This window comes from Halostella pelagica, assembly GCF_004762015.1.
Lineage (GTDB): Archaea > Halobacteriota > Halobacteria > Halobacteriales > Natronoarchaeaceae > Halostella > Halostella pelagica.
The window spans coordinates 392,399-407,937 of the sequence record NZ_SJES01000003.1 but is presented as its reverse complement, the minus strand read 5'-3'; the positions used below and the strand labels follow the sequence as shown (position 1 = coordinate 407,937).

General features: G+C 66.3%; 10 protein-coding genes and 1 tRNA gene. 7 read left to right on the top strand and 4 right to left on the bottom strand.

From position 1 onward, the window contains the following. Positions 1–48: 48 nt before the first annotated feature. Complete coding sequence (gene dph5, locus EYW42_RS10170; RefSeq protein ID WP_135535147.1) at positions 49–852, bottom strand: diphthine synthase; 804 nt, start codon at positions 850–852, stop codon at positions 49–51. A gap of 111 nt (positions 853–963) precedes the next feature. On the opposite strand from dph5, the gene EYW42_RS10165 reads away from it, so the two are divergent. The 3 genes from EYW42_RS10165 (at position 964) to EYW42_RS10155 (ending at position 7,979) form a co-directional block, all read left to right on the top strand. Continuing rightward, complete coding sequence (locus tag EYW42_RS10165) at positions 964–2,055, top strand: class I SAM-dependent methyltransferase (protein WP_161972936.1); 1,092 nt, start codon at positions 964–966, stop codon at positions 2,053–2,055. Between the two features lie 105 nt (positions 2,056–2,160). After that, positions 2,161–2,235 (top strand) — tRNA-Thr (locus EYW42_RS10160). Between the two features lie 365 nt (positions 2,236–2,600). Next, a complete protein-coding gene (locus EYW42_RS10155) occupies positions 2,601–7,979 on the top strand; it encodes a S8 family serine peptidase (protein ID WP_135535146.1) in 5,379 nt (1,792 codons plus the stop codon). Positions 7,980–8,076: 97 nt separating this feature from the next. On the opposite strand, the gene EYW42_RS10150 is transcribed toward EYW42_RS10155, so the two are convergent. After that, positions 8,077–9,501 carry a hypothetical protein gene (locus EYW42_RS10150; RefSeq protein WP_135535145.1) on the bottom strand — a complete coding sequence of 475 codons (1,425 nt, stop codon included), beginning with the start codon at positions 9,499–9,501 and terminating at the stop codon, positions 8,077–8,079. Further along, the gene (locus EYW42_RS10145) at positions 9,498–10,244 is read right to left on the bottom strand and encodes an ABC transporter ATP-binding protein (RefSeq protein WP_135535144.1); all 747 of its coding nucleotides are present in this window, start codon (positions 10,242–10,244) and stop codon (positions 9,498–9,500) included. The genes EYW42_RS10150 and EYW42_RS10145 overlap by 4 nt, the downstream gene beginning before the upstream one ends. Before the next feature lie 153 nt (positions 10,245–10,397). Here EYW42_RS10145 and EYW42_RS10140 point away from each other — a divergent pair, with 153 nt between their 5' ends. Then, a complete protein-coding gene (locus tag EYW42_RS10140; protein WP_135535143.1) occupies positions 10,398–11,432 on the top strand; it encodes a hypothetical protein in 1,035 nt (344 codons plus the stop codon). Between the two features lie 180 nt (positions 11,433–11,612). After that, positions 11,613–11,828: a hypothetical protein gene (locus EYW42_RS10135; protein WP_135535142.1), complete on the top strand. Its 216-nt coding sequence runs from the start codon at positions 11,613–11,615 to the stop codon at positions 11,826–11,828. Between the two features lie 2 nt (positions 11,829–11,830). On the opposite strand, the gene EYW42_RS10130 is transcribed toward EYW42_RS10135, so the two are convergent. Next, positions 11,831–12,073, bottom strand: a complete 243-nt coding sequence (locus EYW42_RS10130) for a hypothetical protein (protein ID WP_161972935.1) — start codon at positions 12,071–12,073, stop codon at positions 11,831–11,833. 159 nt (positions 12,074–12,232) lie between these two features. Between EYW42_RS10130 and EYW42_RS10125 the strand changes: the two genes are divergently transcribed. After that, positions 12,233–12,913, top strand: coding sequence for a carbonic anhydrase (locus EYW42_RS10125; protein ID WP_135535140.1), 681 nt, complete (start codon positions 12,233–12,235; stop codon positions 12,911–12,913). A gap of 246 nt (positions 12,914–13,159) precedes the next feature. Next, positions 13,160–15,493, top strand: a complete 2,334-nt coding sequence (locus EYW42_RS10120; RefSeq protein ID WP_202613866.1) for a bacterio-opsin activator domain-containing protein — start codon at positions 13,160–13,162, stop codon at positions 15,491–15,493. The last annotated feature ends 46 nt before the right edge of the window (positions 15,494–15,539 follow it).

Below are 15,539 nucleotides of genomic sequence, written 5' to 3'. Positions count from 1 at the left end.
GCAGCACGCGATATCGCATCCCCGAACGGGTTTCAGAAGCAGTTCGCGTCAGTCGAGCGACGAGTCGGGAGCGTCCGCCAGGTCACGAAGGGCATCGCGTTCGATGTGGTGGAGTTCTCCCGGCACGACGAGCAGGTGAAGCGGACCGCCGAACGACCGCGACGCGAGGCCACACATACTGTCGGCCGCGACGACTGGGTCCGGACTGCCCGCGCGGGCGACGACGACGCCGAGCGTCTCTGGATACTCGTCGGCGAGATACTCCGCCGCCGTGCTCGCGGTCATGTACTCCTCTATCTCGTCGTCTTCCGACCGGGCGACCGCCGCCGCGTTGTCGACCTTGATGTCGAGATAGACGAGCGTGTGGAGGCCGCGGTCGCGGTTCTCGTCGATGGTCTCGGTGACGCTTGCCGGAAGCCCGTCCGCGCCGTGGGCGTACGCGAACGGGAGCGTGGTCGCTTTGCCGAACCGGTAGTTCTGGAGGCCGGTGAGCGCGCTCGCGGCGGCCTGAGCCGTCGTTCCGTGGACTACCCGCGTCTCGATGCCGCGGTCGTGAGCGCGCAGGCGGAGGTCGACGTGCGTGGTCGAGATCATCGTATCCCCGGCCGTCAGGAAGGCGACGTCAGCCGTTTCGGCGGCGTCTAGGATCTCTCCGGGACTCCGTTCGACGCCTTCGCGGTCGCGAACCTCGATCTGCGTGTCGTGATACTCCTCCAGTTCCGCGACGGTGGTGCCGACAAGCGTGCTGGTGTAGAATTCGGCGAACGCGCGGTCGGCGTCGCGAAGCGCCTCCTTGCCTTCGACGGTGATCGACCGCTCGTCGTAGAGGCCGAGACCGATGAACGTGAGCATACCCGGACTCGGAGTCGTGCCCGCTTAACGCCAGGGGTTCGACGGTGAACGCGCGACACGCTCGGCCCGGAAGCGTCAGGCTTACGCCCGCCACGGGACGAGAGTCAGCGTATGGAAGCGCCGTGCGTTCGCGTTCAGCGGGAGGACGGCGAGGCGACCCGCCGTTCCCTCGCGGCCGACGATCTCGTCGACGAGGACCTGGAGATAGAGTTCGACGAGGGGTATCTGTACATTCCGGTGACAGACGCGGCCACCGTCCCAGAGAAATATTACGTGGTCGTCCGCGACGTGCCAGAGCGCGCTACGCAGCAGACGCCAGCGGACCTGCTCGATTTCGACCCGAGTTACGAGCGCCTGGGCGACATCGTCATCGTGGACGAGGACGACCCGGAGCGCGCGGCCGACATCGCCGACGCCGTCGTCGAGTCGGATGTCCCCGTCGAAACCGTCGTCGACCGAGCGTCGAAGATCCAGGGCGAACTCCGCATCAGGGACTGGGAGCTACTGGCCGGAGAGCGGACCGAAACGACTCACCGCGAGTACGGCTGCGAGTACGCGCTCGACATCGCAGAGATGTACTTCTCGCCGCGGTTGGCGACGGAGCGCCACCGCGTCGCCGAGCAGGTCGAGGAGGGCGAGCGCGTGTTCGACATGTTCGCCGGCGTCGGCCCCTTTGTCATCCCGGCGGCGAAACGCGGAGCGGAGGTAGTCGGCGTCGACCTGAACGAGCGCGCGGTCGAGTACCTCCGCGAGAACGCCGAGCGAAACGGCGTGGCCGACCGTGTGACCGCTATCGCGGGCGACGTCCGAGACGTTGTCTCAGGCTCGTCGCGAGTTGCGGGACGCGAACGAAGCGAGGGCATCGATGAGACGAGCGGGCCGCAGGCTCGCGAGCGGCCGGAGAGAAGCGACGGTGTGCGAGATGACGCACCGGAGTACGAGAACTGGGCCGACCGGATCGTGATGAACCTGCCACACAGCGCCGACGAGTTCCTCGACGCCGCCGTCACCGTCGCTGGCGACGACTGCGTCGTCCACTACTACGATATCCAGCACGAGGACGACCCCTTCGGTCCCGGGGAGGCGGCGATCAGGGCGGCAGCGGAACCGGAGTACGAGGTTGCCGTCGAGACGCGCCACACCGTCCGGTCGTACGCGCCGCACGAACTGAACGTCTGTCTCGACGTGCGACTGACTCGATAACGGCGTCGGAATTCGGAATCCTTAAACCGATTATCGCGCCTATGTTGAGGTGGAGTGTACCGGTGTCCTGCAGAGCGTAGCGATGCAGGGTTCGGCGCGCAGTGCGCCGGTGTAGCTCAGACTGGCTAGAGCGAATCCTTCGTAAGGATTAGGCCGGGGGTTCAAATCCCCCCACCGGCTTACTTTTGCCGCAAGCGATCCTGCGAGCGATCAATACGTCTCGTAAGGGACTGAAATACGGAACGGGGAAGTGAAACGACCGACGCGGGCGTGGTTCAAACCTCCGGCTTTCATTCTACGACGGACGTGGGTAACAGCACATTGTAGAACCGTCGTAGGCGGAGCGGTTGTTCCCGGACTCGTCGACCGCTATTTCCCGACGCAGATGTCGCCGCCGGCAGTGCCGCCGACCGCTCCGAACGTCTGCTATTTCTCTCTGAGTTACGAATTGAATCTTACTAAGTAGAGACGGTACCACCACAAGATTTACGTTTCACATCAAGGTACTGGCGATATCAGCTATCGATACTGATATCCAGACTGATATGAAATCTGACAGCCCCTGCGGAGGCGAGTCCCACGACGTATCGTCTCGCCTCAACGCGTCTCTCCGGACGCTGTTTCTGGTCGCTCTACTGCTGGTCTCGGCGACAGCGGCACCCGCTGTCGCGTACGCAGAAGCGGCTCCGCCCGGCGACCGAGAGGTTCAGATATCGGACACCCATGCGAACCTCTCGGTCACGAACGCTTCGACTGACGGGAGAACTACCGGCTCCCCGACTGCCGGTCCGGGCGCTGACCGCGCCGGAGCGGCGAACGAGTCCGCCGTAACGCTGACGCTCATCACCGGCCAGACGGTGACCGTCGAGAAGCGCCGCGGTGAAACCGTCTACACGACCGATGCGGAGACGGCGATGCGGCGGATATCGACACCCGACGGGACGTACGTGTTCCCCGAGAACGCCGACCTGGAGCGGTTCGATCCTCGTCTGTTCAACGTGGACCTGCTGGTGGAACAGAACCTGACGGACGCGAACGTCGACTCGATCCCGGTGATCGTCGAGCGCCGAGGCAGTCCGGACGAAGTCGGTCGAACGGACGGCAATGCCGAGCGGAGTCCGACCGCGGCCCTGCGCGACGACATGGGCCGAACGCGCGGTCTGACGGCCGAACGCACGCTCGACTCCGTCGACGCGGTTTCTGCCTCGGTGTCAAAAGACCAGTCTGCGGCCGTCTACGAGACCCTCCGGACGAGCGCCGAGATCGAACACGTGTCGCTCGACGCACGCGTGAGCGTCTCCCTCGACGACGTTTCGGAACTCACCGGTGCGGGCGCGGCGCGCTCTCGATACGGCGTCAACGGTGAGAACGTCACCGTCGCCGTCCTCGACTCGGGCGTCGACGACTCTCATCCCGACCTGCAGGACGCCGTGACCCGTCAGGTCGACTTCACCGGCGAGGGGACCACTGACGACCCGTACGGGCACGGGACCCACACCGCCGGAATCGTCGCGGGCGACGGCTCCGCGAGCAACGGAACCTACACCGGCATCGCACCGAACGCGAGCGTCCTGAACCTCCGAGTCATCGAAAGCGACGGATACGGCAGTCGCTCCAACGTCATCGACGCGATAGAGTACGCCGTCGACGAGACGGACGCAGACGTGATCAGCGTGAGCCTCGGCGGACCCGTTTACGACGAGGACCCTTACTTCGACGCGGTCCAGTACGCCGTCGACAACGGCGTTACCGTCGTCGTCGCGGCGGGTAACGACGGCCGCCCCGGCCACGACGGCTACGGCACCGTTCTCTCGCCCGGCGTGGTTCCCTCGGCACTCACGGTTGGCGCGAGCGACGGTGACGACCGTCTCGCACCGTTTTCCTCCCGCGGCCCGACGGCGACGAACCGCGTGAAACCCGACCTCGTCGCGCCCGGCGTCGGCATTGCCAGCGCGAGGGCGGGTACCGACAGGTACGTCGAGTACTCCGGAACGAGTATGTCGGCACCCGCGGTCAGCGGCATCGCCGCGCTCTTGCTCGACGCGAATCCGGACTGGACCCCCACCGACGTGCGGAGCGCGCTCGTCACGCGGACGGACCGTCTCGAGGGCAACTACGACATCTACCAGGCGGGGTCGGGCCGCGTCAACGCGACCGCCGCGCTGACGGCAAACGTGACCGTCGCGCCGTCGACCGTCGACTTCGGCGTCGTCCGGCCGTCTGCGAACGAGACGCGCGTCGTCGAACTCACTAACCGCGGAACCGAAACGGTAACGCTTGACGTCTCCGCCCACGCGACCGATATCGACGACGGCACGACCGGCGACGTGTCGCTGAACCGGACGGCCGTCTCGGTCGCGCCCGGAGACACCGAGGCCGTCGCGGTGCGAGTCAACGGGACCACCGACGCGGGCGTCTACTCCGGTCGACTGCTAGTCGACGGCGGCGAGTACCGCGGGAGCTTCGGATACACCATCGGCCACCGCCTCTCCGTCTCGAAACACGGCGCGAACGGGACGAACGTCGCCGGCGACGAAGTGGTCCTCTACCGCCACGGTGACGGCGGATCGACCGAGGTGCTGTCTCTCTCCGGCGACGACGCGGAGACGCTCGTTTTCGAGGGCACGTATACGGTCGTCAGCGGCGGCGTCGACGAGTCGACCGGCGAGACGGTTCTCGTGGAGGAGACGCTGACCGTGTCTGACGACGCGACGGTTTCGTTCGACGAGAACGACGCCGTTCGGTACGGCTTGAACGCGAGCGGCCTCGGCGACGGAACCGAACTGGAGACGCTCCGCGCGGCGGGCGAAATGCAGCGGACGACCGCCGACGGTCGGTCGCTGACGTACGAATCGTTCCGGACGTTCCCCGACGAACCGTCAGTTCGATTCAGCACGGGTACGGCAAACGCTAGCGTCTCGTACCTGCTTGCGCCAGCGAGCGCGTACGACGACGGCGGGCACCACCTCGACGTTTCCGAGGCGTATCATCTAGTGTATCCCACCGTCGGCGTCGACGGGCCGCGGACCGTCGCGCCCGACGAGTCCGACCTCGCCGCACAGACCGTCACCTACGGCCGGACCGGCAGTGGTGACGATTACGATGTCGTGCGGACTGTCACCCACTCGGCGTTCCCGACACGGGGCCTCACGACGGCCCGCTGGGACCGTCGCGACAGAACTCGGCAGACGGTGTACGTCACACCCTCCGGGAGCGACGTCCGGACGGCGTACGGGCTGACAGCGGTCGACAACGGCGGCGACTGGCGTTTCGTCTCGCCGATGCAGTCGCTCGCGGTCGGCGAGAACAGAGCGGTGAGCGTCCGCGCCCACCCGCTCACGGTGGACCGCCGGCACTGGCATCTGGGGGCGACACCCGCCGCCGCCAACGTCAGCGTCGGCGCGCGGTTCCAGGTCGACCAACCCCCCACGCGGTTCGTCCACCGGTCGTCGGCGACGAACCACTACGAGATACGCCGGAACGGGACGACGGTGGCCGCCCGGACGACGACGGGTGACGAGTTCACGTACGCCGGCGACGACCCGCTCGTCGAGAACGCGACGTACGAAGCGGTGCTGACGGCGAACGGCTCCGACGGCCTGTCGACGCGGTCCATCACTCGCTACGCCGCGACGTACCGTCCCGGCGAGGACGTCACGCCGCCGGAACTCCGGGGGATCCGGGTGACGGACGGTGGCGAAGGCAACTCCCTGTACCGGCTTCCAGTGACGCTGTCGCTCGCCGCGAGCGACGACATGGACCTCGCCAACGGCAGCGTCCGCGTGCGCTACGCGGACGGGTCCGTGACGACCGCCCCCCACGACGGGAACGTCACGAACACGAGCGAGGCGTGGCACGAGGCGGCGGTCGAGCGGACGGGCAACGGCGAGTACGCGGTCGAACTGGACGGGTCGCGGATCACCGCGTCGACGCTCCACCTGAACGTCGCGCTCGTCGACGCGTCGGGCAACCTCGCGGAGTCGACGGTGTACGACGCCTACCGGTCGACTGCGCCGCCGACGGTGACGCTCGAAGGGACGGTCCGCGGCCCGGACGGTACCGCCGCGGCCGACGATGTCGTCACGACACACGACGGGGCGAGGCGGACGAACGTCTCGCGAACCGACGCGGACGGGTCGTACGCCGTCGGCGTTCGCCGAAACGCGACCGTCGACGTGGGCTACCGTCAGTACGACACGACCGCAGACGAGTTCTTCCCCGAGGACGGCGTCGCGGACGTCTACCCGCTGGCGAACACTGTCACCGAAACGGACGCTGACCTCGGAACGCACGACATACCGGACGGCCATCCGGTGACGATGACGGTCACGGACGAGTCGGGAGCGCCGGTGGCGAACGCGTCCGTCGCGGTCGACGTGAGCGCGAACGGGGCGTCGGTCCGCGTCGGCGAGTTCCTGACGACGGCGGACGGACGACTTCCCGTAGACGGACTCGAACTCTCCGGGAACGTCTCAGTCGCGGTCACGCCGCCGGAGAACGAGTCGTTCGTCCCCACGACGACCGAACGGACCGTCGTCGCCACTGGCCCGCGGGACCTCACGGTGACGCTCGAAGAGCCGTCGCTGGTCGCGCACGCTACTGCCGACCCCGCGACGGCGACCGTTGGCGACGCGGTGACGTTCGACGCCGCCGACAGCGCGGCGCAGGGCGCAGTCGTCGCGTACGACTGGTCCTTCGGCGACGGCGCGACCGCCAAGGGAGAACACGTCTCGCACGCGTACGAGTCGCCCGGCGAGTACGAGGCCGCGTTGACGCTCACCGACGAGTACGGCGTCTCGGCTACCGACACGGTGACCGTTTCGGTCGAAGCCAGACCGGATAACAGCAGCGGCAACGGTAGCGACGGAGACGGTAACGACGATGGTGGTGGGGGAGATGATGGCGGCGACGGAGACGGTAATGACGGCGGCGGAGGTGAAGGGAACGATGGCAGCGACGGCGGCGACAACAACGACGGCGACGACAGTAGCGGGGGCGGAAGCGGCGGCGCACCGTCGTCGGGGCTCGAACCGTCGCTCGGCGTCGGAACGGACGTGACGGCCACCGCGGACGGTGCGACAGTCACCGTCGTCCGCGGCCTGCGAGGCGACACCGCGTCGGCCGACCTCCCGGCGTCAGTGACCGCGAACGGCGTCGGTGCGACCGGTATCAACGTGACTCTCGCCGAGAACGCCCCCGAGTTCGACCTGTCGGTCGGGGCGTCCGCGGAACCGCCGGGGGACGTCCCGGCTTACAACCGGTCGACGGCGCTTGGCTACTTCGACGTCGGCCGCGACAGTGTTTCCGAGGAGGCGATCGCCGAGGCGTCGCTCCGGTTCAGCGTGTCCCAGTCGGCGCTCCCCGACAGTGCCGACCCGGACGACGTGACGCTCTATCGGTATCACGACGGCGAGTGGCGCGACCTCCCGACGAATCACACAGGGAACGAGTACGAGGCGGCGACTCCGGGGTTCTCGGCGTTCGCGGTTGGCGTCGAACACCCCGAGTACTCCGTGACCGACGCGACGCTCGGCGCGACCGAAGTCGCGGACGGCGAGTCGGTTCCCGTCGAGGCGACGGTGACGAACACCGGAACCGCCGGAGGTAACGCCACCGTCGCGCTCGAACGGGACAGCGAGGTCGTCGCTGAGCGAACTGTCTCTCTCGCGCCCGGCGAGGCGCGGACCGTGTCGTTCGCTCCGACGCTCGGACCGGGCACGCACGACCTGAACATCGGCGAAACGGACGTCGGGACCGTGACGGTGAGCGATCCGTCAGAGACCGAATCGACCGGCGAACCGTCGACCACCACTGCAGAGGACCGGGACGCTGAGACGGAAAGCGACGGGCAACCGGGCGTCGGACCGGTCGGTGCGGTCCTCGCGCTGACGCTTACGCTTCTCGGCCGCCGGCGGTTCCGGTAGCCGACGCCGCGGCGAAACACGAGGTCGATCCGGACGAGGTCGAGGCGACCACGGCGGGAGCGACGAACTCGGGTTCGGCCTGGCGGTCTGATCAGTGTCAGGCAAGCAGGCGTTGCTCCCACCGCGGGACAGCGCGGCGGTAGACGGCGACGCCGACAGCGCCGAGCAGTACTGCGGCGGCCGCGAGAGCGCCCAGAAGCGTCGTCGAGACGGGCGTCACGACTAAGCTGACGATCAATACCGGGACGAGCGCCGCGGCGACGGCGGCACCGAACGCGGCGAACAGGACGCTGTCGAAGAGGAACTCGTTCGGCTGTAGGCCGGCGAGCGCCACCGTCAGACCGAAGAGGTAGAGTTCGATCCCGACGAGGAGGACGGCACCCACGGCGACGTGGGCGGGGTCGGCCCCGAACCAGACCACTGCGAGCGCGAAGTACGCCAGGCCGTTGGGGACGGCGAGGACGAGAAACGCCCGGAACTTCGCGGCGAAGGCGTCTGCGACGCCGACGGGGTAGATCAGGTAGTCGTCCGGGTCGTCGAACTGCGTCAGCCAGTTGTACGTCGTGAAGGCCGTCAGACCGAGAATGGCACCGAACGAGAGTCCGATCGACGGCTCGACGCCGGTGACTGATTCGGTGAGAAAGATGAGTGCGGCGCTGACGGCGAACAGGACGCCGCCGGAGAAAAGCACCTTCCAGATGCCGCCGCTGCTCCGGTGCAGGTCGAGCAGGCTCTTCGTCCACAGGCCGGTGTCGTCGCCGAGGCGGCGACGCCACCGTCCGAACGCGGCGTCGATCGTTCGCACCCCGCTCCGAACCGACGGGTCGTAGGCGTACAGGCCGACGATAGCGAAGGCCACCGACGGGGCAACGGCTATCGCCGCAGTGGCGAGTGAGGGGTCGGCGTACAGCGCGTACGGCGTTGCTCCTCCGACGTCGACGCCTGCGGCCCAGGCCAGGCCGACGGCCGCCGCGGCCAGGAGACCGACCACGCGCCCAGGCAGGCCGCGCGTCGAGAGGCCGACGAACGCGAACGTGACAGCGGCACCGAACAGGAACGTTGCGGTCGTCGTCGCCCAGAGCAGCGGCAGGCGGGCGAGCAGCGCCGGGTCGCGGGCGTAGGCGAGCGGCGCGACTGCCACCGTGAGCGGGAGCAGGAACAGGACGCCGTAGTAGACGATATCCTTGACGAGAAAGACCGAAAGCAGCGTCCGCCGCGACACCGGAAGCGTCCGCCCGGAGAACACGAGCATCGTGATATCGCCGAGCAAATTCTCCATGGCGTCACGCCCGACGAAGCCGATAGAACCCGTGTGAAGCCCGAACGCGAACGCAAGCCCGTGGAGACCGGCGGCGACCGTCGCGACGGTCACTTCGGTGAGCGAGAGGAACCACGCGGTCCCCGCGGCGAGCACCGTGACGAGGAGCGGAAACACCGCGAAGCGCCGGCCGCCGAACAGTTCGGTGTGGAGCCGCCACTCCTCGGCGAGCATGCCGCGAAACAGCGTCCAGTGCAGGCTCATGGTTCCGTCGCCAGCGCCTCGCGCGATTCGGGCGCGTCGACGTTCGCGAGGAAGGCGTCGAGCAGCGACGACCCCTCGTCCAGCGCTCGCGGGTCGCGTTCGGCGATCAGTTCGCCGCCGCTCACGATGCCGACGCGGGTGCAGATGTCCTCCGCCACCTCGACGTGGTGTGTCGAGAAAAACAGCGTGTTGCCGTCGGCGGCGTACGACTCGAAGAACCGCTTGGTGCGTTCCTGGACGATCGGGTCGAGGTTCGCCAGCGGTTCGTCGATGAAGACGAGGTCAGGTTCGTGGAGAAACGCGCCGGCGATCATCACCTTCTGCTGTTGCCCGCGCGAGAGGTCGGTGGCCAGCGTATCGAGCTGTTCGGCGAACGACAGCCGGTCCGCCCACTCCTCGACTCGGCGCTCTCGCGTCTCGTCGTCGATGTCGCGAACTGTACTGACGAACTCGAAGTACTCGCGCGGCGTCAGGAAACTCGGCGGCGACTCCCGCTCCGGCAGGATACCGACCCGTCGTCGGGTTTCGGCGGGGTTCGTCGTCGGGTCCGTCCCGAGAACGGACACGTCGCCCGCGTCGGGCCGGAGCTGTCCCGTGAGGATCTCGATAGTCGTCGATTTTCCCGCTCCGTTCGGGCCGAGCAGACCGAACAGTTCGCCTTCGTCTACGGACAGTGAGAGGCCGGATAACGCCTCCAGATCGCCGTAGGACTTCTGAACGCTCTGTGTCCGAATTGCAGTCATCATGTTTCTAGTGGGCGTACTCCGTCATATTCCTGTCGGCAGATTTGATGTGTCACTTAAACTGATCAGACATCCGCCGAGACCACCGTCGGAGGACCGGCGCGAAACGGTAACTCGGATACACTGATAGTCTCCCGGACCACAGAGTAGCCCATGGCGCTGTACGACGCAGTTGCTGACCATCCGCTACGGATCGACGAGGTCGGACTGACGCGACGCGAACGGGACACTTCCAGCGGGTTCACGCGCGTGACGACCGAGATAACCCTTCGCGGCGACGGAGAGACGGGCCGCGGGGAAGATGTCACGTACGACGCGGCCCCCCACGACGCTCTCGTCGACCGCCAGCCGTTCGACCTGGCCGGGGAGTACACCGTCGCAGCGTTCTCCGAGGCACTCGACGACGTGGAGCTCTTCCCGGACGTCGACCCGGAGCAGGCGGCCGCACGCAACTACCGCCGCTGGGGGTTCGAGAGCGCGGCGCTCGACCTGGCGCTCAGACAGGCTGGCGAGTCGCTCGCGTCCGCGCTCGGACGGACGTACGACCCGGTGAACTTCGTCGTCTCGACCCGTCTGGGCGACCCGCCCACGGTCGACCGCATCGAGACGCTGCTCGACGCCAACCCGGATCTGGCGTTCAAACTCGACCCGACATCTGACTGGGACGCCGACCTGGCGTCGCGGGCGACGGTCCGCATCGTCGACCTGAAGGGTCAGTACGAGGGAACGGACGTCGACCAGAGCGCCGACCTCGACCTCTACCGACTCGTCGCCGACGCGTTCCCGAAGGCCGTCATCGAAGACCCCGCCCTGACGGCCGAGACGGACGCGTTCGTCGACGAGGTGGCCGACCGCGTCTCGTGGGACCATCCCATCACCGGCGTCGACAGCGTCGAATCGCTGCCGTTCGAACCGCGCTGGCTCAACGTAAAACCGTCGCGGTTCGGGAGCGTCGAATCCCTCCTCGACACCATCGAGTTCGCCCGCAAACGCGACATTCGACTGTACGGCGGCGGCCAGTTCGAACTCGGTGTCGGCCGGCAGCACCTTCACGCCTTCGCGTCGCTGTTTTATCCGGAGAGTCCGAACGACGTCGCTCCCGGCGGCTACAACGACCCGGAACCACCGGACGGCCTTCCGTCGTCCCCGCTTTCACCGCCGGACGACCCTCGCGGACTGGAGTGGTGATCCGCCCGGCCCGAGCGGCGGTCACTGCCGGAGCACTCGGCCCCGACCTCTCCGCAGTGGCCCACAGTTATAGTAGCGCTTGCAAGTCATCACACACTCGATCGCACGACTGCGTGCGATCGGATCTGTAAACAGTTGCAAGCACTACTATATGTTCCCGCGTCTCGAAAACACTCACCCGTGGCGAACCGACCGGCTACCACTGCGCTCGCGGCCGCCCTCTCGAACTGGCGGCGGCACCTCGTCGCAGTCTCTCTGGTCGTCGTCGCGTTCGCGGTCGCGACGATGTTTGCCTCCAGCACCGCGTACTACGGCGCTGCTCTGGTCGCGTTCGCGGTCTGGATGGGCTGGTTCGTGCTGACCGTCGTCGACCTGATCGGACGCGCTGACTTCTGACGCTAGCCGGACCTGGCCGATACGGTTACGTCCGCCGTCCCATGACGCAGCGCCGCGGCGTTGTCCTCTTCCACGACGGTGAACGTCCCGTTGTCGCAGTTTGCACACCCGCCCTCCGCGAGTGGGTCGACAGTCTTCCCGTTTTCCGTCCCCGGTTGCGTGTGTCCACACCGAGTACACTTCCCCATGATAACCATTACTGCAAGGTACGGATCCGAAACGTTAAACGCTGTTGTGAGGACCACTGGTGGTATCCTCCTGTTACTGCACTAGGAACACATCTACGGGTAGAACGACGACTGATCATGTACGCCTTCGTCGCCGCGGGGAACGCACCGTTTTCGGATCGGAGGACTCTCCGCGCAGTCGCAAGATTATACTTCTCCGAGAGTCGCTGTACGCCCATGAGCCAGGCGTTACTCGACCTGCTACGGAGCAATTCGGACCACGCCAGTCGGTTTCAGTCACGGTTCGACGACGTACAGGACTCCCAGCGGCCGGACGCGGTCACGGTCTGCTGTTCCGACTCCCGCGTCCTTCAGGACCACATCTGGGGGAACGACGAACCCGGACGCATCTTTACGTGCGGCAACATCGGCAACCGCGTCGTTCAGCGGACGGAGTCCGGCGACGTGGTTTCGGGAGACGTTCTCTATCCGGTCGAACACACCGAAACGGACACTATCATCGTCGTGGGACACACGGGCTGTGGAGCCGTTACCGCGACGTACGACGCGCTCACGGGCGAGAGTGCCGAGCCTGCGGGTATCGACCACTGCCTCGAGCTACTGAAGCCGCATCTCGAAAGCGGCGTCGAACTCCTTCCGTCGGACGTGAACCGCACGGAGGCCATCAATCGGCTCGTCGAGTACAACGTCGACAGACAGGTCGAGTTCCTCATAGAGAGCGACGACGTTCCGCAGGACGTCGAGGTCGTCGGCGTCGTGTACGACTTCCAAGACGCCTACTCCGGGCGTCGGGGGGAAGTCCACGTCATCAACGTCGGCGGTGAAACCGCCGTCGACGCGCTCCGGGACGACCACCCCGACATCGAATCGCGGATCGAGCGGCTCTGGGAGTACTGACCGTCCGCCGTGCCTATCGACGCCCGAAACTGTGGTCGAACGGGACGGTAACCGGCTTCAGGACCCCCTCCTCGTCGGAGTCAGGCACTTCGGAAACCCAGGCGTATGCGCCGGGGTTCAGCGGATCAAATCGATAATTCCCAGAATTAAATTTCCAGATATAGTTCTAGGAAATAATTCCTTTTCTCCGTCCTCCGTGCCTGCTGTGTGCCGGATTTTAAGAACAGTGCTAGCAAACACCACACCATGGCAAACGCAGCCGAGATCACTCTGGACGGGGCGCAAGTGATGGCTGCGTCGATGGATGCGATGGCCGTCATAGACGGCGAACAGTACGTCTCGGTCAACCAGCCGTACGCTGATCTCTACGGGTTTGCGCGACCGGAGGACCTCGATAGCGAGCCCTGGGACCGTCGTCTCGCCGAGAGCGAGCGGTCTCGCTTCGAACTGGATGTCTTACCGACCTGCCGCGCGGATGGCCAGTGGCGAGGCCGGGTCGCTGGCCGGCGACGCGACGGCAGTACCTTCCCGCAGGAACTCTCGATCGCCCGTCTGGCTGACGACCAGTTCATCTGTATCGTGCGAGCGACCGCGGACGACGAGCGACCAGGGCGACGGAACCGACTCGTCGAACGCGTCTTCGACACGGTCGACGACATCGTGTACGTCCTCGACGAGGACGGCTCTCTGGTCCTCTGGAACGCGAAACTCCGCGAAGTGACGGGCTACACGGACGCGGAGATAGCCGCGGCCGACCCGACGGAGTTCGTTGCGACGGACCAGCACGACCACCTGCCGTGTCTGGCCGGGGCCGTCGACGAACTCGGCGACCGACAAGCCGACCTCGATATCGTCACCGGGGACGGCGAACGCATCCCACACGAGTTCCGGGAGTCGGCGTTCGAGGACCCACAGACGGGCGGCATCTACCGGTGCGGTATCGCCCGCGACATCACCGACCGCACGGAGCGCGAGCGCGAACTCGGTGCCGCCCGTCAGTTCAACCAGGAACTGGTCGAAAACGCGCCGTTCGGAATGTTCCGTCTCGACGATGACCTCCGGATCACGTACGAAAACCCGCGGGCGGAGGAGATCATCGGCCTCCCTACCGACGAGGAGTCGTCGGCCGCGATCGGGGTGGACATCCGCGAACTCCCTTCTATCGTCGAAACCGGCGAGGCGGAGTTGTTCTCTCGTCTGCTAGAGGGCGAAACGATCGAGTTCGAGTTTCCCTTCGAATCGATCTACGGCGCGGAGGCGTACTTCACCGGACGGGGGGTTCCACTGTATCGAGACGGCGAGTTCGACGGCGCGCTCCTGATGGCTAACGACATCTCGGAGCGTCGGCGGCACGAGCGGGAACTAGAGCGCCAGCGCGACGAATTGACGACGCTGGACCGAATCAACGAACTTCTTCTGGAGGTGACCCGTGACCTGTTCGAGTCGCCGACGCGAACCGAGATCGAGCAGGTCGTCTGTGACCGCTTGGCGGCGTCCGAACTGTACCAGTTCGCCTGGATCGGCGAACCCGAACGGCGCGGTAAGCGGATCGTCCCCCGCGCCAGTGCCGGGATCGACGACGGGTACGTCGAGGCAATAACGGTCACGACCGCGGAGGAGGGCCCCGGACGGGGTCCCGGCGGTCGCGCGCTTCGCACGGGGAGGATACAGGTCAGCCAGGACATTCACTCCGATCCCTCGTTCGAACCCTGGCGCGAGGAGGCGCTCGACCGCGATGTCAAGTCGGTCGCCGCCGTCCCGCTGGTCCACGGTGACACGACGTACGGCGTTCTGGCGGTGTACGCGACCCGACCACTCGCGTTCAGTCAGCGCGAACAAGCGGGGTTCGAAACTCTCGGCAAGGCCGTCGGATTCGCTATCAACGCTATCGAAAACCGGAGACTCCTGTTCGCCGATTCGGTAGTCGAACTCGAGCTCGAGGTCACGGACTCCGAACTGGTGTTCGTCCGGGCGTCCGACCGCCTGGACTGTGAACTCACCATCACCGGATACGTCGAGTCGGCGTCCGGGGGCTGGAGCGTATATCTCTCGGTCGACGGCGCGACACCGGCGGGCGTACGCGACGTCGCGACGGAGGACCCGGACGTGGACCGCGTTCGGGTGATCGCAGACGAGGGCGACAGCGGCCTGGTCGAGTTCGTTCTGAAGGGACCGGCCCTGAACGAAATCACGGAGAAAGGTGCCATCCTCACGTCGGGACACGCCGACGCTGGACGGGGACGGTTTAGCGTCGAAGCGCCACCGTCGGCCGACGTTCGACGGTTGACTGACAGGCTTCAGGCCGTGTACCCAGACTCGACGTTGATCGCACAGCGCGAGTTCGACCGTCCCGTTCAGAAAGCCCTAGAGATGCGCCAATCTATCGACGACCGATTGACTGAACGCCAGCAGGAGGCGTTCGAACGTGCCTATCACGCCGGGTATTTCGACTGGCCGCGCCGGAGCACCGCAGGCGACATCGCCGAGTCGATGGACCTCGCAGAGACCACCTTTCACTACCACCTGCGCAACGCGCTCCACACGCTCTCGTCGACACTCGTCGACTTCGAGAAGCGGTAACGACGCCGGTCTAGCGATAGTTTGAGCGGTGCTTTTTGATCACGCT